Raw genomic sequence first — 20,026 nt, forward strand, 5'->3', positions numbered from 1 at the left:
TGCCCGTCGACGGTGCCGGGCGGCTGCGACAGAATCGCCTGATAGGTCGGGCCGCCGCCGCGTCCGACCGTGCCGCCGCGGCCATGGAAAAGGCGCAAGGTCGTGCCGCGTTCCTTGAAGAGCGCGACGAGCGCCAGTTCCGCGCGATACAGCTCCCAGTTCGACGTGAGAAAGCCGCCGTCCTTGTTGCTGTCCGAGTAACCGAGCATCACTTCCTGCTCGTTGCCCTGATTCTCGATGAGCTTGTCGATGCCCGGCAGCGCGAAGAACTCGCCCATGATGACAGGCGCATTGCGCAAGTCGGCGATGGTCTCGAACAGCGGAATGACCATCAGGCCGTCGTGCGGGGAATCGTCCTTGGCGCCGAGACAGCCTTGCAGCACGCCCGTTTCCTTCTGCAGCAGCATCACTTCGAGCAGATCGCTGACGGTTTCCGTGTGCGAGATGATGTAGTTGCGCACCGCGCGCGTGCCGAACTTCGCGCGCGTTTCGTGGGCGGCTTCGAGCACGCCGAGTTCGCTCTTCGCGAGATCGGAGTATTGCGCGTAGGGAATGCGCAGCGGACGCGGCTGCGCGAGTTCCTTCAGCAGCACCTCGCGCTTCTGCTCTTCGGAAAGCGACGCGTAATCCGCGACGACGCCCGCGCGCGCGAGCAGCTCCGTGACGACCGCCTCGTGAATGTCCGAACTCTGCCGCAAGTCGATGCTCGCGAGATGGAAGCCGAACACCTCGGCGGCGCGCGCGAGCGGCGACAGACGCAGGATCGACATCGACGCGCCATGATGTTCCGCGAGCGAATCGACCAGCACATGCAGGTCGCGCGAGAATTCGGCGGCGTCGGCGTAAGGCTTCGCGCGAATCTGCGGCGCGCCCGGCCCCGCGCTGCGCACGGCGACGACGCCTTCGCCCAGCCGCACGCGCGCGCTCGCCGCGAGCCGCGTGTAAATGCCGATGAGCGCCCGCCGATACGGCTCGTCGGTGCGATGCGGCGATTGATCCGGCGAGGCATCGGCGAGTGCTTTCAGCGCATCGCTCGAACCGGCGAGCAGGTTCGACACGGACAGTTCCGCGCCGAGCTTGTGCACCTCTTCCAGATAGTGCTCGAAGATGACGATCGCCTGGCGGGTGATCGCGGTTTCGAGCGTCTCGCCGGTGACGAACGGATTGCCGTCGCGATCGCCGCCGATCCAGCTTCCCATCTGAAAGAACGGCGGCAGGCGCACGGGCAGGCCGTGTTCGGCGAGCGCGCCTTCGATATCGGCGTAGAGCGCGGGAATCTCCGCGAGGAAAGTCGCGCGATAGTACGACAGCGCGTTGTCGATTTCATCGGTGACGGAGAGGCGCGTGTCGCGCAGCATGCGCGTCTGCCACAGCGATGTCACGCGCGCGCGCAACACTGCCGCGTTCTGTGCGCGTTCGCGGTCGGTCAGTTCCTGGTCGCGCTCGGCGAGCAGGCGCGCGATGTCGTGCTGCGCATCGAGAATGCTCTTGCGCGACACTTCGGTCGGATGCGCGGTGAGGACGGGCACGATGAGCGCATCGCCGAAGAATTTGTCGAGCAGCTTGCGCGTGGAACTGACGTTCTTGTGCTCACGCATGCGCTCGATCGCATAGGCGATGGTGCCCGGCTGGGAGCCTGAGCCCGCGAGCGCGTGAATGCGGCGGCGGCGATTGTGATGGCGGTCTTCCGCGATATTCGCGAGATGCGAGAAGTAGCTGAACGCGCGCACGACAGAGACGGTCTGTTCCGGCGACAGCGCGCGCAGCTTTTTCTCCAGCGCCTGAGCGGCTTCGCTGTCGTCTTCGCGGCGGAACTTCACGGCCGTCTGACGAATGGCTTCGACGACATCGAACACGGCGTCGCCTTCCTGCTCGCGCAGCACTTCGCCGAGCAGGCGGCCGAGGAAGCGGATGTCCTCGAAGAGCGGGCGGTCCTTGTCGTCGCGCGTGCGGCTGGCGGGCTTCGCGCCGTTCACAGCCGGCGCTTTCGCTTTGGTCGCCACGCGTTTCGCTGCCGGCTTGATGGCGGGCCTCGGCTTTGGCGCAATGGCCGCTTTCGATGCCTTCGCGGCCGTCGCGGCCTTCGTGACGATGGGCGACGACGCCGCGCGGGGCGCGTCGGAGGAGGAAGACTTGGGCAATGCGGCGTTGCGGCGCGCCGGGCGAGCCGATCCAGAAGACGTCACGTTGGGTTCCTCTCAGAAGCTGCGAAGCCAAAGCCACATCGACGTGATGCCGCAACCCAAACGGGCGCCGCATCGGGCAGGAAACCGCAGGCCGTACGAACGGCCGTGCGTCAAACCGGCGACAGCATGCCGCGGCGTTCTTCGCGCCCTGACGCGTTCATCGCGCTCGCTGCGGCTGCCGCCGCCGTTCACTCGATAAGAAACGCACCGCGGACGCCCGGAAAGGCGCATCGGACAAGGCTCTCGCGCGCTGCCTGGGTGTCTGTGGACCTTGGCGTGCGTGCTACCATTGTTCGCTAATGTCTATTCATCCATCCCGTCATTCGATCGAGCATCAATGAATTCCGAGACGCATTCAACGACACCGCCCGCGAGCATCACCATCGCTTCGCGGGAAAGCCGGCTTGCGATGTGGCAGGCCGAGCATGTGCGGTGTGCGCTGCACAAATTATATCCATCTTGCGACGTGAAAATCCTCGGAATGACGACACGTGGCGATCAGATTCTCGATCGTACGTTATCGAAGGTCGGCGGCAAGGGTCTCTTCGTGAAGGAACTCGAAGCCGCGCTCGCCGATGGCCGAGCCGATCTCGCCGTGCATTCGCTGAAAGATGTCCCGATGGAACTGCCCGAAGGCTTTGCGCTCGGTGCCATTCTGGAGCGTGAAGATCCGCGCGATGCGTTCGTGTCGCCGCATTACGAATCGCTCGATGCGTTGCCAGCGGGAAGCGTCGTCGGGACGTCGAGTTTGCGCCGCGAAGCGATGATCCGCGCGCGCTTTCCTCATCTCGAAGTGCGTCCGTTGCGCGGCAATCTGGACACGCGGCTCGGCAAGCTGGATCGCGGCGAGTACGCCGCGATCATTCTCGCGGCCGCCGGTTTGAAGCGGCTCGGGCTCGAAGCGCGCATCCGTGCGCTGCTCGATCCATCGGATAGCCTGCCGGCGGCGGGGCAGGGCGCGCTGGGCATCGAGATTCGCGCGGATCGCGCCGATCTCTTCGCGTGGCTCAAACCCTTGCACGACGAACCCACCGCGCTCGCGGTCGAGGCGGAACGCGCGGTGTCGCGCGCGCTCGGCGGCAGTTGCGAAGTGCCGCTCGCGGCGCATGCCGTGTGGCTCGATGGCGCGCTGCATCTGCGCGGCGCGGTGTCGATGCCCGATGGCAAGCGCGTGCTGCGCGCGGAAGAAGCCGTGAATGCGCCCGATCTCGCCGCCGCGCTCGCGCTCGGAAAACGCGTGTCGTCGGACCTGGAAGCGCAGGGCGCGATGGACATCGTCAACGCGCTCACGACCATGGGCCGCGCGGACGGCCCGAACACCGCGCCTTCGGGGCCGAAGTCCTGATGGCGAGCGAGCGCCGCGCCACCATCGTCGTCACGCGTCCGGACGGGCAATCGTCCGCATTGCTCGCGCAGCTCGCGAGCGCGGGCTTCGACACGCTGGAATTTCCGCTCATCGATATCGCGCCCGTCGCCGACGAAGCGCCGCTGCGCGCCGCGCTCGACGAGCTCTATCTGCCGCCCGATGCGGCGGGGCGCTACGCGCTCGTCGTGTTCGTGTCGCCGAATGCGATCGATCATGCGTTCAGCCGGTTCGGCGCGCCGTGGCCCGCGGATCTGCCGGTTGCCGTGGTCGGGCCGGGCTCGGTCGCGGCGCTCGCGCGGCAGGGCGTCAATTTGCCTTCGCATCGGGTGATCAGTCCATCGACCGAAGATGCCGATCCGCGCTTCGATTCGGAAGCGCTCTATGCGGCGATCGAAGCGTATTTCGGCGCGAACGGTCTGGCAGGCAAGCGTGTGCTGATCGTGCGCGGCGATGGTGGCCGCGAGTGGCTCGCCGAGCGTCTCGTCGAAGCGGGCGCGCGTGTCGACAAGGCTGCCGCATATCGCCGCGTGCTGCCCGAGCCGTCGATGCAGAAATGGGAGCGCATCCACGAACTGCTCGCGGGCCAACCGCACGCGTGGCTGCTGACGAGTTCCGAAGGCGTGCGCAATCTCGCCGAGCTCGCGCACGAGCATCTCACCGCCGACGAAATCGTGCTGCTCAGGCGCACGCCGCTCGTCTGCCCGCACCCGCGCATCGCCGAAGCCGCGCGGGGAGCGGGTTTTGATAGGATTACGGTGTCCGGCGCGGGCGACGAACGCATCGCTCACGCACTGGAAGCGCTGTTCCCGCCCGATACCGCCGCGGCAATCGCGCAGGCGGAGTCACCAGGCAACTCACGCGATCCGGAGGCCCACGCACAGGCGAGCGCAACAGCGAACGCATCGAGCGCATCGAGTTCGATCCATTCCTCATCCGCGCCGACGGACGCCCATCCGGCCACCGCGCCGGCCCACCAAACGGCTCAATCACGCATGACTGATTCGAACGATTCCAAGAAAGCCTCACCTCAGCCGAACGTGACACCGCCCGTGCCGCCGAACACGCCCTTCACGCCTTTCGAGCAGCAGAAGCGGCGCGGCGGCGCGGCCATCGTGTTGTTGTGGTTCGTCGTGGTCATTCTGGCGGTGGCGGCGGGCGCGGGCGCCTTCGTCCTGAACCGCAAGTTCGACCGCGCCGATGCACAACTGGCGCAGCGCGTGGCGCAAGCCGACGACCAGAACGCCGATCTGCGCGCGAAGGCCGATCAGGCCGCGAGCGCGACCACCGCGCTCAACACGCAGATCATCCAGTTGCAAGGCAAGCTCGCCGATGCCGAAGCGCACAGCCAGGCGCTCCAGCAGCAATATCAGGATCTCGCGAGCAACCGCGACGACTGGACCGTCGCCGAGGTCGAGCAGATTCTGTCGAGCGCGAGCCAGCAGTTGCAACTCACCGGCAACGTGCAACTCGCGCTGTTCGCGCTGCAAAGCGCCGACACGCGGCTGGCCGCGACCAACGGCCCTCAGGTCGTGGCGATCCGCAAGGCGATCGCGCAGGATATCGACAAGCTGAAGGCCACGCCCACCACCGATCTGACGGGGCTCGCGATCAAGCTCGACACGGCCATCGACCAGATCGATCAGTTGCCGCTCGCGGGCGAAGCGCCGATCGCGCGCGCGCAGGCGCAGGCCGCCGAGCCGGCAAACAGCGCGTCGATCGCGGCGGCGACCGGCGAGCCGCGCTGGAAGGTGCTGTGGCGTCAGATCACGAGCGGCATCGGCCAGCAGTTGTCGAGCCTCGTGTCGGTGCGCCGCATCGACAATGCCGACGCCATGCTCACGTCGCCCGATCAGGGTTATTTCGTGCGCGAGAACGTGAAGCTGCGCCTGCTGTCCGCGCGTCTGTCGCTGCTGTCGCGCAGCGAGCCGACGCTCAAGTCCGATCTGCATGCCGCCGACGCGTCGCTCGCGCGCTACTTCGATGCGTCGTCCCGCAAAGTGCAGGCCGTGCGCGAGCTCGTGAAGCAGGTCGATCAGGCGTCGCTCGCCGTCGCCGTGCCGAACCTGAACGCGAGCCTCGCCGCCGTCCATCAGTTCAAGCGAGGCGGATGATGACGATTCGTGGACTCATCTGGCTCGCGCTGCTGTTCGCCGTCGCGGTGATCGTCGCGACGGTCGGCGGCTTCAACGGCGGACAGATCCTGCTCGTGATGCCGCCGTATCGCGTGGACATGTCGCTCAACCTGTTCGCGGTGGCGCTCGTCGTGCTGTTCATCGTGCTGTACGCGATCATCCGCGCGGCGCGCGGCGTGTGGAAGATGCCGTCGCGCGTCGCCGCCTACCGCGCGCGCAGCAAGCTCGCGAAGGCGAACGCGTCGCTGCGTGATGCAGTCGGGCATCTGTACGCCGGACGCTTCTCGAAGGCCGAGAAGGCCGCGCGCGATGCGCTTTCCGTCGATGCCAACAAGGGCGCGGCCGGGCTCATCGGTGCGAACGCGGCGCATCGTCTGCACGAGTACGCGCGGCGCGACGAATGGCTGACGCAAGTCGGCGGCGCCGAATGGCAGGACGCGCGCCTGATGGCGACCGCCGACATGCGCGCCGATGGCCGCGACGCCGACGGCGCGCTCATCGCGCTGACCGAGATGCAGGCGCAGGGCGGACGACGCATCCACGCGCAGCAGATCGCCTTGCGCGCGCAACAGCAGTTGAAGAACTGGAGCGAAGTGCTGAAGCTCGTGCGCATGCTGGAAAAACGCGAGGCGCTGCATCCGGCGGTCGCGGTGCGGCTGCGTCAGGTGGCGGCGGAAAACCTGCTGCGCGATCGCCGGCACAATCCCGATGCGCTGCTCGAACTGTGGCAATCGCTGTCGGCGACCGAGCGCCAGTCGCCGCGTCTGGCCGATCTCGCCGCCGAACTGCTGATCGCGCTGGATCGCCGCGCGGAGGCGAAGAAGATCGTCGAGGACGCGCTCGCGCACAACTGGGACGCGCGGCTCTTGCGGCGCTATCCGGATTGCATCGTCGGCGGCGACGCGTTCCCGCTGATCCAGCGCGCCGAAGCGTGGCAGAAGGAGCGTACCGAAGACGCCGACCTGCTGTTCACGCTCGGCCGCCTGTGCCTGCATCAGCAGTTGTGGGGCAAGGCGCAGGCCTTCCTCGAATCGGCGCTCAAGCTCGCCGACAACGAGCCGCTCAAGATCCGCACGCATCGCGCGCTCGCCCGTCTGCATGAGCAACTGGGCGACACGGACAAGGCGGCGGAGCATTATCGCGCGAGCGCGCTGGCGATGAACGTGGTCTGACCCGCAAGCCGTCAGGCGCACAGGAACGGGCCGCATGGGCGAATTGTTCATGCGGCCCGTTTTTTTTGATGCGCGGCGAATCCACCGTTTTCGCGTTGTCTGTACGCCAGCGCACGGCCATGAACGGGACATCATGGTCTAGTTTCCCTCTACCAAAAATGATGTCGCGGAGGCTGAGTGAAACGAGGGCTTCAAAAGCTGATCGGGCTCGCGCTCGTCGTCTTTCTGTGCTGGCCCGATACGTCGCACTACTTCGCGCAGGGCGTCATCACGAACGCGCCGTGGACCGGAACCTGGTCGAGCGCGCCCGCCGTTACATCCGATCCGGGCTTCAACAATCAGACGATTCGCCAGATCGTGCATACGAGCATCGGCGGCACGGCGGCGCGGCTCACGCTTTCCAATCTCTTCGGCTCGAAACCGGTCACGATCGGCGACGTGCGCATCGCGCGCCGTTTGCGCGGGGCGCGCACGGTCGCGGGCACCGACCGGCCCGTGACCTTCAACGGCCAGTCCTACGTGACGATTCCCGCCGGCGGCTCGGTGCAGAGCGACGCCGTCGCGTTTCAGGTGCCGGCGCTCGCCGATATCGCCGTGAGCATGCACATTCCATCGCAGACGCCGCCGAACTCGACCGGCCACATCGACGCGATGCAGGACGTCTATATCGCGCCGGGCGACGTGAGCGCGGATTCGAACTTCACGAGCGGCGTCGCGAACGCGGCGGGCGGCCAGTCCAACTATTTCCTCACCAATGTCGACGTGATGAACGCCGCCGCGACGGGCGCGGTGGTCGCATTCGGCGCGTCGATCACGGAAGGCGCGGGGTCCACGCCCAACACGAACCGGCGCTGGCCGAACCGGCTGGCGGAGCGGCTGAACCGCGCGGGCATGACCGTGGGCGTGCTGAATCAGGGCATCAGCGGCAATGACTTCTTCACCGACGCCTCCGGCCAGGCCGGCCTCACGCGCTTTCCCCGCGACGTGCTCGGGCAGGCGAACGTGAAGTGGGTGATCATTTCCGACGATGCGGTGAACAACCTCATCAGCGGCAATCCGCCGAGCGCGCAGCAGCTCATGAACGCGTATCAGCGGCTCACGCGACAGGCGGGCGATGCGAAGGTCGGCGTGATCTGCTCGACCCTGACGCCGTTCGAAGGCGTGGCTGAATGGACGCCCGCGATCGAAGACACGCGCCAGACGGTGAACGCGTTCCTGCGCAGCGGAAACAGCGGCTGCGATGCCGTGCTGGATCAGGCGCAAGTGCTGGGCGACCCGTCGAGTGCGGATGCCGCTGCCGCCTACGCGCGCGGCTACAACAGCGGCGACGATCTGCATCCGAACGACGCGGGCATGCAGGCGATCGCCAATGCCGTCGATCTGACCTGGTTCGCCGCGCTGCCGCCGATCAACGCGCCAAGCGCGTGCGGCCGGCTGACGACGGGAGAGGGTATCGCGATGGGACAGTCGCTCGCGGCGTGCAGCGGAAGCGTCGAGCTGACCTTGCAGGACGACGGCTATCTCGTCGCCGTGCTGAACGGCGAGACGATCTGGTCATCGCATGTGAGCGGCACGCCGGGCGTCGAAATCCGCATGCAGGAAGACGGCAACCTCGTGATGTACGACAGCAATGGCGCGATGGTCTGGCAGACGCGCACGTCGGTTCCGGGCGCGTATGCGGCGATCCAGAAGGACGGGCATCTCGTCATCTATTCGCCGCACGGCACGGCGCTGTGGTCGAGCGCGGGATGAAGCGCGCTCGTTACTGAGGAAATCAGTACGTGGGAACCGACGGATCGACCTGACGCGACCATGCGTCGATGCCGCCGTACAGGTTGAACGTCTTCGTGAAGCCGCGCGATTCCAGGAACATCGCGACTTGCGCGCTGCGTGCGCCGTGGTGGCAGATGCAGACAATCTGCGCTTCGTCGTCGAGTTCCTCGCTGCGCGCGGGGATCTCGCGCATCGGGATCGCGACGATGTTGGCCAGCTTCGCCGTCTGGATTTCCCAGGGCTCGCGCACGTCGAGCAGGACGGGAGCGGGGCGCGAATCATCTGCGAGCCACGCGGCGAGTTCGGGTGCGGTGAGATTTTGCATGGAGATTCCGGCAGGACGCACGCTGCCGGATGCGACCGGCAGCGCGCTTTCAGCTTAGAACTTGAACTGCGAAGGATGCACCGCGTTCTTCAGCGGCGCGACGAGCGTTTCGAACACATCCGACACGCGGAACTGCTTTTCGTCCACGCGCGTGATGATCTGCGCCTTCATGACCGGCGCGGCGCCGACGAACGCCGCGATGCGCCCGCCGATCTTCAGTTGCTCCAGAAACTGCTGCGGCATGACCGGCAGGCCGCCCGACACGCAGATCACGTCGTAGGGCGCGCCCTGATCCCAGCCGAGCGCGCCGTCGCCGGTGATCACGTCCACGTTCGTCACGCCGTTCGCGGTGAGATTCTGCTTCGCGAAATCGGCGAGTTCCGGCGAGATTTCGATGCTCGTCACGCTGCGCCCGCGATGCGCGAGCAGCGCCGCCATGTAACCCGAGCCCGTGCCGATTTCCAGCACGGTTTCGCCCTTGTGAAGCGCGAGTTCCTGCAAGATGCGCGCTTCGACCCTGGGCGCGAGCATGCGCTCGCCGCCGGGCAGCGGAATTTCGAGGTCCGCGAAAGCGATGTTGCGGTACGCGGCGGGAACGAAGTTCTCGCGCTTGACGATCGCGAGCAGGTTCAGCACGTCCTGGTCCAGCACTTCCCAGGGGCGAATCTGTTGCTCGATCATGTTGAAACGCGCTTGCTCGATGTTCATGTTCTGTGTGCGTGGTGGCGACCGGAGCGCACTGCGTCGCGGCCGGATGCGGGGTCAGAAAACTATGCGATTGTAGCAAAACGAGGGGTTTTCCCGCCCGTTTCGCGCTAGTGCGGCAGCCGCATATCGAACTTGAACGTGATGAGCCGCGCGATCAGGATGAACGCCGTCGAAATGAGGACGTTGTAGATCGTGTCGACCTCCAGCCGCTCCAGCCCGATATACATCCAGCAGCCCGCGAACGCGCAGACCGCGTACGGACGCGAGTCGCGCAGGATCAGCGGAATCTCGTTACAGAGCACGTCGCGCAGGACGCCGCCGAACACGCCCGTGACGACGCCCATCATCGTCGCGGTGAAGGCGGGCATCTGCGCGTCGAGCGCGATCGAGGTGCCCGATACGCTGAAGAGGCCGAGCCCGACCGCATCGGTGACGAGCATCGCGCGCTGATCGAACAGACGCGAGGTCACGCGCAGGAAAAGTGGCGCGAAAATCGCCATCGCGAAGATGAACAGCACGTAATCCTGATGCTCGACCCAGTAGAACGGGCGGCGCGAGAGCAGCACGTCGCGCACCGTGCCGCCGCCGAACGCGGTGACGAGCGCGACGAGAAACGCGCCGACCGCGTCGAGCCGGCGCTTGCGCGCCTCGAGAAGCCCGGAGAAGGCGTACGCGAAGATCGCGAGCGCCTCCATGATCGTGATGGCGAGGGTCAGTCTAGGATGCACGGCCCGGCCCCGGATAAGGATGCTTGCCGTGGCCCTTGTCCTGCGGATGGTTATGATGCCGTGGCGCGCCGCCCGGCTGCAGCAGCACGAGCACCGCGCCCGCGCCGCCGTCGTGAGGCCGCGCCTGACAGAACGCGATCACTTCCGACTTCTGCACGAGCCACGCGCGCACCTTGCCCTTGAGCACCGGCTCGCGGCCGATGGAGCCGAGCCCCTTGCCGTGGATCACGCGCAGACACCGCAAGCCGCGCTTCACCGATTCGCGGATGAATTCCGCGAGCGCCTCGCGCGCTTCCTCGCGCCGCATGCCGTGCAGATCGAGCTGCGCCTGCACGATCCACGCGCCGCGCCGCAGCTTCCTCACGACTTCCTGGCTGATGCCGGGGCGGTGGAAGGACAGCGTTTCGTCGATATCGAGCAGGCTTTCGGGATCGTATTCGTCGGAGAGCGCTTCCTGCAGCACGGCTTCCTCGTCGCGGCGGCTTTGCAGCGGCACCGGCGGGGGCGGCACGCGCGTGACCGTTGTGCGCGGCGGCGTCTTGAGCGGCTCGACCGCGCCGATCGAACGGCGGAACTCGTCGCCATCGACGACGGCCTCGCGCTCGGCGCGCGCCGCCGCGACGCGTTGCACTTCGCGCTTCTCGGCGTCGGCCTTCAGCGCGCGCTTCAGCGACGACAGACCCGCGAGCCCGTCGCGCTTCACGGCGGCGGCGACATCGCGCGGCTCGGCCGGCTTCGTATCGACGGACGCGCCCGGACGCGGCGCTTCCTTGCGCCGGACTTTCGGTTCGTTCGGATGTGGGAGATTCTTCGGCATCGTTCGGCCAGCGGAAGTCGACAGGAATCGGGTGCCGCGCGCAACGTCGCGCCCCAATGAAAACGGGCCGACGGCGTGAACCGTGGCCCGTTTTCATCTGCGTGCCGCCATGAACCGGCAGGGCGCTGCAAAAGCGGGCGATCTCCATTTTACCGGCTCGCCGCGCGTCGCCGCGCCCGGATGACGCCCGATCAGCGGTCCGCTTCGTGGCTCATCGAATGCGGAGTCGGCGTTTCGTCGATGGTTTCGAGGTAGCGCTGCGCGTCGAGCGCGGCCATGCAGCCCGTGCCCGCGCTCGTGATCGCCTGGCGATATACGTGATCCTGCACGTCGCCCGCCGCGAACACGCCGGGGATGCTGGTCGCGGTGGCGTCGCCCGTGGTGCCGCCCTTCGTGATGATGTAGCCGTTCTTCATCTCGAGCTGGTTGATGAAGAGATCGGTGTTCGGCTTGTGCCCGATCGCGACGAACACGCCTTGCAGCGCGATGTCGGTGGTGTTGCCCGACTGCGTATCCTTGATGCGCAGTCCGGTGACGCCGGATTGATCGCCGGTGACTTCGTCGAGGACGTGATTCCATTTGATATCGACGATGCCTTCCTTTTCCTTCGCGAGCAGGCGATCGATGAGAATCGGCTCGGCGCGGAACTTGTCGCGGCGATGCACGACCGTCACCTTCTTCGCGATGCCCGCGAGATAGATCGCTTCTTCGACCGCGGTGTTGCCGCCGCCGATCACCGCGACTTCGCCGTTGCGATAGAAGAAGCCGTCGCAGGTTGCGCAGGCCGATACGCCCTTGCCCATGAACGCTTCTTCCGACGGCACGCCGAGATATTGCGCCGATGCGCCCGTGGCGATGACGAGCGAGTCGCAGGTGTACTCGCCCGAATCGCCGATCAGACGGAACGGTCGCTCGTTGAGCTTCGCGGTGTGGATGTGATCGAACACGATCTCGGTGTTGAAGCGGCGCGCATGTTCCTCGAAACGCTGCATCAGTTCCGGGCCCTGCACCCCCGACGGGTCCGCCGGCCAGTTCTCGACGTCCGTGGTGGTCATCAGCTGGCCGCCTTGCGCCAGGCCGGTGATGAGCAGCGGCGACAGGTTCGCGCGCGCGGCGTACACCGCGGCGGAGTAACCGGCGGGGCCGGAACCGAGAATCAGCACTTTGGCGTGTTTGGGCGAAGACATGATGATGGTCCGTTTTTGATGGTCAGCTCGGAAACTTCGACACCAGCGAAGACGCCGGCGGCGTGGCGCGTGGCCGCGAGACGGCGCCGGCGCGCTTCCGATGAACCGTATTTAGGTGCAAAAGAGGGATTATAAAGGCCGCTGGAAAAGCCTTCCGAGTGAACCTTTCAATCGGTTTGATAGGCCCGGCGGGTGGGCCGGGCCGCGTGACGAGCGCGTGACGAGTGTTACAGGTTGCAAGAACGCGGCCGTTTTTGCGCCGTTCACTGCAATGCAGCGTTTACAATAGGCCACCGTTCCATGCGGCCCCGGTGCATCGGCGCGAGGCCGCAAGCAAGCGACACACAGCGACACCGAATCAATGGCCAAAGCTACCTATTCCGCGAGCCCGCAGGCATTGCCGCACCGCATGTCGCGGCTCTTCACCGAAATTCGCTGGATTCTCCAGGTCGCGCTCGGACTCTTCCTCGTGATGGCGCTGCTCTCGTACAGCCGCAAGGACCCGAGCTGGACCCATGCGGTGAGCATCGATCACATCTCGAACTGGGCGGGGCGCGTCGGCGCGTACACGTCGGACATTCTGCTGCTCGTGTTCGGGCTGTCCTCGTACTGGCTGATCGTGCTGCTCGCGCGGCGCATCGTCGCGAACTATCGGCGTATCACGCTGCCGCCCGTCGTCGATGAAGACGCGCCGAAGGATCGCACCTGGCTCGCCGAAGCGTTCGCGTTCGTGCTGGTGCTGCTCGCGAGCGACGGCATCGAGGCGCTGCGCATGTGGTCGCTCAAGGTGCAGTTGCCGCGCGCGCCGGGCGGCGTCGTCGGCGACGTGGTCGCGCGGCATGTATCGCATGCGCTCGGCTTCACGGGCGCCACGCTCTTTCTGCTGATCGCGCTGGCGATCGGCCTGTCGCTGTATTTCCGCTTTTCGTGGCTGTCCGTATGCGAGAAGGTGGGAGACGGCATCCTCAACGCGATCACCGGCGCGCAACTGCGCCGCGAAGCGGGCCGCGACCGCAAGCTCGGCGAAGCCGCCGCGGTCAAGCGCGAAGGCAAGGTGGTGCGCTCGCGCGAAAAGAGCGAGGACCACGAGCCGGTGATGATCGTGCCCGCCGCGCCCGCGCCCGCGCGTTCCGAGCGCGCCGAGAAGGAAAAGCAGGTGCCGCTCTTCAAGGACCTGCCGGGCGATTCCACGCTGCCGCCGCTCGCGCTGCTCGATGCGCCGCCGAAGACGCAGGAAACCATCGCCGCCGATACGCTCGAATACACGTCGCGTCTCATCGAGAAGAAGCTGAAGGACTTCGGCGTCGAGGTGAGCGTGGTCGCGGCGTATCCGGGGCCGGTCGTCACGCGCTACGAGATCGAACCGGCGACGGGCGTGAAGGGCAGTCAGATCGTCGGGCTCGGGAAGGACCTCGCGCGTTCGCTGTCGCTGGTGTCGATCCGCGTCGTCGAGACCATTCCGGGCAAGAACTTCATGGCGCTCGAATTGCCGAACCAGCGCCGTCAGACCGTGAAGCTCTCCGAGATTCTCGGCTCCGAAGTCTACGCGAACGGCGCCTCGCCGCTGACGATGGGCCTCGGCAAGGACATCGGCGGCAATCCGGTCTGCGCCGATCTCGCGAAGATGCCTCACTTGCTGGTCGCGGGCACGACGGGCTCGGGCAAGTCGGTCGGCATCAACGCGATGATTCTCTCGCTGCTCTACAAGGCGAGCGCGGATCAGGTGCGCCTCATCCTCATCGACCCGAAGATGCTCGAAATGAGCGTCTACGAAGGCATTCCACACTTGCTGTGTCCGGTCGTCACCGACATGCGGCAGGCCGGCCACGCGCTCAACTGGGCGGTCGCGGAAATGGAGCGCCGCTACAAGCTGATGAGCAAGATGGGCGTGCGCAATCTCGCGAGCTTCAACACCAAGATCGACGAAGCGAAAAAGCGCGACGAAAAGATTCCGAACCCGTTCAGCCTCACGCCGGACGAGCCCGAACCGCTCACGCGCCTGCCGCACATCGTCGTCGTGATCGACGAGCTCGCCGACCTGATGATGGTCGTCGGCAAGAAGGTCGAAGAGCTGATCGCGCGCATCGCGCAGAAGGCGCGCGCGGCGGGCATCCACCTGATTCTGGCGACGCAGCGTCCGTCCGTGGACGTGATCACCGGCCTCATCAAGGCGAACGTGCCGACGCGCATGGCGTTCCAGGTGTCGTCGAAGATCGATTCGCGCACGATTCTCGATCAGCAGGGCGCCGAGTCGCTGCTCGGCATGGGCGACATGCTCTATCTGCCGCCGGGCTCCGGCCTGCCGGTGCGCGTGCACGGCGCGTTCGTCTCGGACGAGGAAGTGCATCGCGTCGTCGACAAGCTGAAGGAACACGGCGAGCCGAACTATATCGAGGGCATTCTCGAAGGCGGCCTCGCGGGCGAGGGCGACGAAGGCTCGGCGGGCGCGGGCGGAACCGCCGGCGCCGATGGCGAGTCGGACCCCTTGTACGATCAGGCGGTCGAGGTCGTCATCAAGAACCGGCGCGCATCGATTTCGCTCGTGCAGCGGCATTTGCGCATCGGCTACAACCGCGCGGCGCGTCTGCTCGAACAGATGGAGAACTCGGGGCTCGTGTCGGCGATGTCGTCGAACGGCAACCGCGAAATCCTGACGCCGGCGCGCGACGAGCAATGACGCGCGCCGGGAATCAAAGGGAGAACACAACGATGAAACACCATACGGGGAACCGCACGCTCAAGGTCTTGAGCGCTGCATTGTTTTCGGCGTCGATGCTGTTTGCATCGCACGCATTCGCGAGCGGCACGGAACAGTTGAAGGCATTCGTGTCGCAGGTGCGCGCGGCGCGCGGCGACTTCACGCAGCAGGAAATCAAGGCGCCCGGCAAAGCGAACAACGGCGCCACTTCGACCACGGTGCCGACCAAGGGCGCGACCTCCAGCGGCACGTTCATGTTCGCGCGGCCAGGCAAGTTCATCTGGTCCTATCAGAAGCCGTATTCGCAAATCCTGCAGGCCGATGGCGACAAGCTCTACGTCTACGACAAGGACCTGAATCAGGTCACGGTGCGCACGCTCGGCGGTTCGCTCGGCGCGAGCCCGGCGGCGATTCTGTTCGGCAGCAACGATCTGGAAAAGAACTTCAACCTGCGTGATGCGGGCGAGAAGGGCGGCATCGACTGGCTCGAACTCACGCCGAAGGCGAAGGACACGCAGTTCGAGACGGTCGGCATCGGCTTCAAGGACGGCAACCTGCAGGCGATGGAACTGCATGACGTGTTCGGCAATGTCACGCTGCTCACGTTCTCGAACATCCAGAAGAACCCGCCGATCAAGAGCGATACCTTCAAGTTCACCGTGCCGAAGGGCGCGGACGTGATCAACGGGTAAGCACGCGTTCAGTCATAGATCGTCACGAGGGTCACGCCCTCGGCGGACGGCGAAGCATAGTCATGCGCGCGCATCGACAGCGTGCCGCCGAGCGGGCCTACCTCATACTTCCCGGCGGCATCGGGCTTGACGAGCCGTCCCTTGCCATCCTTGAACGTTGCGGTGACCGTACCCGCGCGGCCTGCGCCGCTCGCGGTTGACAGCGTCAGCTCTGCCTTAGGTGGATTGTGCGGGTCGGGAAGGAAAGTCACATAGGTCGTTCGGCCGCCCGTCTCGGTCATGTGCGTCCCCGCCGTGGCTGATATGCGCGATCCGCCCGAGGGTTCAACGGACACATTGAACGGCGGCGCCACCAGCGCGCCGCTGAAATAAATGACGCCGCCAGCCGCCGCGGCTTCGACGGAGCAATAGACCGTCGCGCTCGCCATTGCGATTCGTGCAGCGAGCCTCGCACCTCTCAGATTTGCTATGTTCATCTTTTCCTCATCAAAGGAAAGTGTGCTGTTTTACGCAGAGTTGGCGTTCCAGCACGACGGGAACACGCGCATCCCGCCTCCGAAGGAAGCGTTAAACCTTATTTTGAGATGCGCGCCTAATGATATTCGGAAAAATCTTATTGCCCTGGTGATGCGTCTTTGATGTTGAACCAAAAAATATGTACTGTTTGCTGTAAAGCATTTGTAATTATCAATTGTTTGCTTTATATCAAATAAATGGACGTATCCGTTACGCGTGCGCGGCTCGCATGTCATCAATAAATGCCTCGACGATTTCGCGTTTTGCTTCACGCGCATCGCTTGCACGCTCCGCGCGCGTGACCATCTGAAATGCGACGCGATAGCGCATCGCCTGCGGATTCAATGGCGCGAGCAAACCGTCCTTCACATACGGCGCGGCGAAATGCTCGGGCAGATAGCCGAGATGCCGTCCCGACAACACGAGCATCGCGACGGCCTCCATGTTGTCCGCGAGCGCGCCGATATTGCGCGGCGTGAGTTCGCCCGCCTCGGGCAGCGGATAGCTGCGCCACGCCCAGTCATGCTCGAACGCCTGCGTCACGCCGACGTGTCCGGCCCGCGCGAACAACGGATGCTCGCGCCCGCAATACGCGAGTTGATCCTCCGCGAAGATCTCCGTGTAATCGAGCGATGGCACGCGATGCCAGAAATACCCGATCGCCATCTGAATGCGTTCGGCCAGCAGCATTTCCTCCAGTTCGCCCGGCGAGCGCACGAGCACCGCGAAGCGCACGGATTCATCGCGCTGCCGGAATCGCGCGATCGCCTGACTGACGCGCGCATTTGCGCTGACGGGCGTGTTGCCGATCATCCCGAGCGTGAGCGTGCCGACGAGCTTCTTGCCGACATTGCGCGCAGTCGAGTCGAAGGTGTCGATAGCCCCGAGCAGTGTCCTGCACGCGTCGACGAACTGTTCGCCGCGCGAGGTCAGCGCGAAGCCGCCGCGTCCGCGCTCGCAGAGCCGGTAGCCGAGCCGCGTTTCGAGCGTCGCGAGCTGCGTGCTGATGGTCGATTGCCCGACGTTGAGCGTCGCCTGCGCCGACGAGACACCGCCCGCATCGACGATGGCGAGAAACACGCGGATCAGGCGCAGATCGAGGTCGGAAAGGTGCGTGAACATGGGCGGCGCCATTACATCGATAAATATCGATGTTAAGTTATTTTCAGCGCGATTTCATCCTCGTGTAAAAGCGGCTATTAATGTCGGGACGACAACCCGCACACATCCGACGCCATGAATACATCCTCACTTTTCGCGCCCGTCGAACACTTCGATTCGCATTTTCTCGAACAGCGCGCCGAGCGCCCGCAGCCGCTGTCGGGCAACCAGATGCCGCGCTGCGGCGGCATCACGACGATGATGCGCCTGCCGCACGTGCAGTCCGCTTCGGGGCTGGATGCGTGTTTCGTCGGCGTGCCGTTCGATCTCGGCACGTCCAACCGCACCGGCGCGCGTTTCGGTCCGCGCCAGGTACGCAGCGAATCCGTGCTGCTGCGCCCCTACAACATGGCGACGCGCGCCGCGCCGTTCGATTCGCTGCGCGTCGCGGATATCGGCGATGTCGCGATCAATCCGTACAACCTGCTCGATTCGATCGACCGCATCGAGCGCGCGTATCGCGAAATACTGAAGCACGATTGCAAGCCGCTCACGCTCGGCGGCGATCACACCATCGCGCTGCCGATCCTGCGGGCGATTCACGCGAAGCACGGCAAGGTCGGGCTGATTCACATCGACGCCCACGCGGACGTCAACGACACCATGTTCGGCGAGAAGATCGCGCACGGCACGCCGTTCCGTCGCGCGGTGGAAGAGGGCTTGCTCGATTGTTCGCGCGTCGTGCAGATCGGCCTGCGCGGCACGGGCTACGAAGCCGGCGATTTCGACTGGTGCCGCGAGCAGGGCTTTCGCGTCGTGCAGACGGAGGAATGCTGGAACAAGTCGCTCGCGCCGCTGATGGACGAAGTGCGCGCGCAAATGGGCGACGGCCCCGTCTACATCACGTTCGATATCGACGGCATCGATCCGGCGTTCGCGCCCGGCACAGGCACGCCGGAAATCGCCGGATTGACGGTGCCGCAGGCGCTGGAAATCGTGCGCGGGGCGCGCGGGCTGAACATCGTTGGCGCGGATCTGGTGGAAGTCGCGCCGCCCTACGATCCGTTCGGCACGACGGCGCTGCTCGGCGCGAACCTCGCGTTCGAGCTGTTGTGCGTGCTGCCGGGCGTCGAGTACCGGGCGGCGAAGTAGATCACGCGTAAGCGCGACGTCTGCCCGACACGAGCAGCAGATAGCACACCGCGCCGAGCGCGAGCGCGGGCAGCGTCGCGCCGAGATTCGGCAGCCATTGATTGATCGCGTGATACGCCGCGATCCCGATGCCCCACGCAATGAACGCGCTCACGTGCCAGCCGCCCGAATAGCCGTAGCGCCCGTCGGCAGCGCCGAGCGCGGCGGCGTCGATGCGGCGCTTGCGCACGATGAAGTGATCCGCCAGCACGACGCCGAAGAGCGGCGCGAACACCGAGCCGATCAGCAGCAGGAAGTTCTGATACTTGCCCATCTCGACGGCGAGCGCGACGAGCGTGCACAGTGCGCCGAACGTGCACGAGAGCAACGGCACGCTGGCGCGCGCCCAGAACGTGCCCGTCGATACGGCCGCCGAGTGGATATCGGCGAAGGCGTTGTCGGTTTCGTCGATGAGAATCAGAAATAGCGCGAGGCCGCCGCCAGCCTGCGCGAGCGCGGTCGTGAGGAGCGTATCGCCGCCGCCCGCCGCGAGTCCGTAGATCGCGCCGAGCGCATAGAACCACACGTTCGCGATGCCGTAGCCGAGCAGCGTGCCGCGAAACGTGCCGCCCGCGCTCTTGCCGAAGCGCGTGTAATCGGCGATCAGCGGCAGCCACGAGAGCGGCATCGCGACGACCAGATCGATGCCCGCGCCGAACGCCATCTCGCCCGTGCCGGCGCGCGACATCAGCGCGCCAATGTCCTGTTTGGCCAGCAGATTCCAGGTGAGCCAGCCCGCGCCGCCGAGCAGGAGCCACACGCCCCACGTGCGCAGAAAGCGCCGCACGAACGAGAGCGGGCCGCTGATCGCGAGCAGCGTCGCCAGCGCGCCGAAGATCAGCGTCCAGACGAGCGGCATCGAGAAGTGGAAGGACTGCTTCGAGAGCGCATCGGCGGAATCGCGCATCACGATGATTTCGAACGAGCCCCAGCCGACGAGCTGGATCGCGTTGAGCACCGCCGGCACCGACGCGCCGCGCACGCCGAGCGTCGGCCGCAGCGACGACATCGCCGCTAGCCCCGTATCCGTGCCGATCACGCCCGCGAGCGCGAGCAGCACGACGCCGATCACCGTGCCGATGACGATGGCCGCGAGCGCGTGCGGCAGCGACAGTCCCGGCACGAGCAGCGCGCCCGCCTGCGCGACCAGAAGGCCGATGCCGAGCGAGAACCACAGTGCGAAGGCGTCGCTCGTGCCGAAGGCGCGCCGCTCGGGCGGCACGGGCGTGAGCGGCGCGTAGGTCGACGTTTCGCCGTGCGCTGCGGCGTTCGTGGCGTGTTCTTGCCCCATCGGATTGCGTCCTTATATTTTCGAAGCGTGATTCAACCGAAGCGTGGCCCGCGTGATGCAAAAGCTGTCCGGGCTCAGGCTGTCATAATGACCCGATTCTGCGGCCGCGCCGCGCTTTTCGGGAAGCGCGAGATTATCGCCGC

The 20,026-nt window shown here is 65.7% G+C and carries 16 protein-coding genes; 7 read left to right on the forward strand and 9 right to left on the reverse strand.

Going from position 1 to position 20,026, the window contains the following annotated elements; genetic code table 11:
* Positions 1–2,186, reverse strand: a 2,186-nt coding sequence (locus AWB80_RS39505) for a phosphoenolpyruvate carboxylase (RefSeq protein WP_061180073.1), incomplete at its 3' end; no start/stop codon positions are given.
* Positions 2,187–2,523: 337 nt separating this feature from the next.
* On the opposite strand from AWB80_RS39505, the gene hemC reads away from it, so the two are divergent.
* The 4 genes from hemC (at position 2,524) to AWB80_RS39525 (ending at position 8,608) form a co-directional block, all read left to right on the forward strand.
* Entirely contained in the window at positions 2,524–3,531 is a 1,008-nt protein-coding gene (gene hemC / locus AWB80_RS39510) for a hydroxymethylbilane synthase (protein ID WP_061180049.1), read from the forward strand.
* Entirely contained in the window at positions 3,531–5,663 is a 2,133-nt protein-coding gene (hemDX, locus tag AWB80_RS39515; protein ID WP_061180050.1) for a fused uroporphyrinogen-III synthase HemD/membrane protein HemX, read from the forward strand. Before hemC ends, hemDX begins: the two co-directional genes overlap by 1 nt.
* Entirely contained in the window at positions 5,663–6,856 is a 1,194-nt protein-coding gene (locus AWB80_RS39520; protein ID WP_061180074.1) for a heme biosynthesis protein HemY, read from the forward strand. Before hemDX ends, AWB80_RS39520 begins: the two co-directional genes overlap by 1 nt.
* A gap of 177 nt (positions 6,857–7,033) precedes the next feature.
* Complete coding sequence (locus AWB80_RS39525) at positions 7,034–8,608, forward strand: GDSL-type esterase/lipase family protein (protein WP_061180051.1); 1,575 nt, start codon at positions 7,034–7,036, stop codon at positions 8,606–8,608.
* Positions 8,609–8,630: 22 nt separating this feature from the next.
* Here AWB80_RS39525 and AWB80_RS39530 read toward each other — a convergent pair whose 3' ends face one another.
* The 5 genes from AWB80_RS39530 to trxB form a co-directional block, all read right to left on the reverse strand.
* The gene (locus AWB80_RS39530) at positions 8,631–8,954 is read right to left on the reverse strand and encodes a rhodanese-like domain-containing protein (protein ID WP_061180052.1); all 324 of its coding nucleotides are present in this window, start codon (positions 8,952–8,954) and stop codon (positions 8,631–8,633) included.
* Positions 8,955–9,008: 54 nt separating this feature from the next.
* On the reverse strand, positions 9,009–9,662 hold the full coding sequence (locus AWB80_RS39535; RefSeq protein ID WP_061180053.1) for a protein-L-isoaspartate O-methyltransferase family protein: 654 nt from the start codon (positions 9,660–9,662) through the stop codon (positions 9,009–9,011).
* Between the two features lie 107 nt (positions 9,663–9,769).
* A complete protein-coding gene (locus AWB80_RS39540) occupies positions 9,770–10,357 on the reverse strand; it encodes a trimeric intracellular cation channel family protein (protein ID WP_208635762.1) in 588 nt (195 codons plus the stop codon).
* Between the two features lie 22 nt (positions 10,358–10,379).
* Positions 10,380–11,207 carry a Smr/MutS family protein gene (locus tag AWB80_RS39545; protein ID WP_061180055.1) on the reverse strand — a complete coding sequence of 276 codons (828 nt, stop codon included), beginning with the start codon at positions 11,205–11,207 and terminating at the stop codon, positions 10,380–10,382.
* 191 nt (positions 11,208–11,398) lie between these two features.
* A complete protein-coding gene (gene trxB, locus AWB80_RS39550) occupies positions 11,399–12,394 on the reverse strand; it encodes a thioredoxin-disulfide reductase (protein WP_061180056.1) in 996 nt (331 codons plus the stop codon).
* Positions 12,395–12,755: 361 nt separating this feature from the next.
* Between trxB and AWB80_RS39555 the strand changes: the two genes are divergently transcribed.
* The gene (locus tag AWB80_RS39555) at positions 12,756–15,071 is read left to right on the forward strand and encodes a DNA translocase FtsK (RefSeq protein WP_061180057.1); all 2,316 of its coding nucleotides are present in this window, start codon (positions 12,756–12,758) and stop codon (positions 15,069–15,071) included.
* Between the two features lie 32 nt (positions 15,072–15,103).
* Positions 15,104–15,784, forward strand: coding sequence for an outer membrane lipoprotein chaperone LolA (lolA, locus tag AWB80_RS39560; RefSeq protein ID WP_061180058.1), 681 nt, complete (start codon positions 15,104–15,106; stop codon positions 15,782–15,784).
* 8 nt (positions 15,785–15,792) lie between these two features.
* Here the strand turns inward: lolA and AWB80_RS39565 are convergent, their stop codons facing one another.
* The gene (locus AWB80_RS39565) at positions 15,793–16,212 is read right to left on the reverse strand and encodes a hypothetical protein (RefSeq protein WP_244207010.1); all 420 of its coding nucleotides are present in this window, start codon (positions 16,210–16,212) and stop codon (positions 15,793–15,795) included.
* 298 nt (positions 16,213–16,510) lie between these two features.
* Entirely contained in the window at positions 16,511–17,422 is a 912-nt protein-coding gene (locus AWB80_RS39570; protein WP_061180075.1) for a LysR family transcriptional regulator, read from the reverse strand.
* 114 nt (positions 17,423–17,536) lie between these two features.
* On the opposite strand from AWB80_RS39570, the gene speB reads away from it, so the two are divergent.
* Positions 17,537–18,553 carry an agmatinase gene (speB, locus tag AWB80_RS39575; RefSeq protein ID WP_061180060.1) on the forward strand — a complete coding sequence of 339 codons (1,017 nt, stop codon included), beginning with the start codon at positions 17,537–17,539 and terminating at the stop codon, positions 18,551–18,553.
* A gap of 1 nt (position 18,554) precedes the next feature.
* On the opposite strand, the gene cytX is transcribed toward speB, so the two are convergent.
* On the reverse strand, positions 18,555–19,883 hold the full coding sequence (gene cytX, locus AWB80_RS39580) for a putative hydroxymethylpyrimidine transporter CytX (protein WP_061180061.1): 1,329 nt from the start codon (positions 19,881–19,883) through the stop codon (positions 18,555–18,557).
* Positions 19,884–20,026 lie beyond the last annotated feature (143 nt).

Origin of the sequence: Caballeronia pedi, assembly GCF_001544915.2 — a bacterium.
GTDB lineage: Bacteria > Pseudomonadota > Gammaproteobacteria > Burkholderiales > Burkholderiaceae > Caballeronia > Caballeronia pedi.

Bases quoted from the DNA above. Each gene is read 5' to 3' on its own strand.
- AWB80_RS39555 (WP_061180057.1), top strand. From the start codon at position 12,756: ATGGCCAAAGCTACCTATTCCGCGAGCCCGCAGGCATTGCCGCACCGC.
- AWB80_RS39570 (WP_061180075.1), bottom strand. From the start codon at position 17,422: ATGTTCACGCACCTTTCCGACCTCGATCTGCGCCTGATCCGCGTGTTT.
- trxB (WP_061180056.1), bottom strand. From the start codon at position 12,394: ATGTCTTCGCCCAAACACGCCAAAGTGCTGATTCTCGGTTCCGGCCCC.
- hemC (WP_061180049.1), top strand. From the start codon at position 2,524: ATGAATTCCGAGACGCATTCAACGACACCGCCCGCGAGCATCACCATC.
- AWB80_RS39535 (WP_061180053.1), bottom strand. From the start codon at position 9,662: ATGAACATCGAGCAAGCGCGTTTCAACATGATCGAGCAACAGATTCGC.
- cytX (WP_061180061.1), bottom strand. From the start codon at position 19,883: ATGGGGCAAGAACACGCCACGAACGCCGCAGCGCACGGCGAAACGTCG.
- hemDX (WP_061180050.1), top strand. From the start codon at position 3,531: ATGGCGAGCGAGCGCCGCGCCACCATCGTCGTCACGCGTCCGGACGGG.
- AWB80_RS39565 (WP_244207010.1), bottom strand. From the start codon at position 16,212: ATGGCGAGCGCGACGGTCTATTGCTCCGTCGAAGCCGCGGCGGCTGGC.
- speB (WP_061180060.1), top strand. From the start codon at position 17,537: ATGAATACATCCTCACTTTTCGCGCCCGTCGAACACTTCGATTCGCAT.
- lolA (WP_061180058.1), top strand. From the start codon at position 15,104: ATGAAACACCATACGGGGAACCGCACGCTCAAGGTCTTGAGCGCTGCA.
- AWB80_RS39540 (WP_208635762.1), bottom strand. From the start codon at position 10,357: ATGGAGGCGCTCGCGATCTTCGCGTACGCCTTCTCCGGGCTTCTCGAG.
- AWB80_RS39530 (WP_061180052.1), bottom strand. From the start codon at position 8,954: ATGCAAAATCTCACCGCACCCGAACTCGCCGCGTGGCTCGCAGATGAT.
- AWB80_RS39520 (WP_061180074.1), top strand. From the start codon at position 5,663: ATGACGATTCGTGGACTCATCTGGCTCGCGCTGCTGTTCGCCGTCGCG.
- AWB80_RS39545 (WP_061180055.1), bottom strand. From the start codon at position 11,207: ATGCCGAAGAATCTCCCACATCCGAACGAACCGAAAGTCCGGCGCAAG.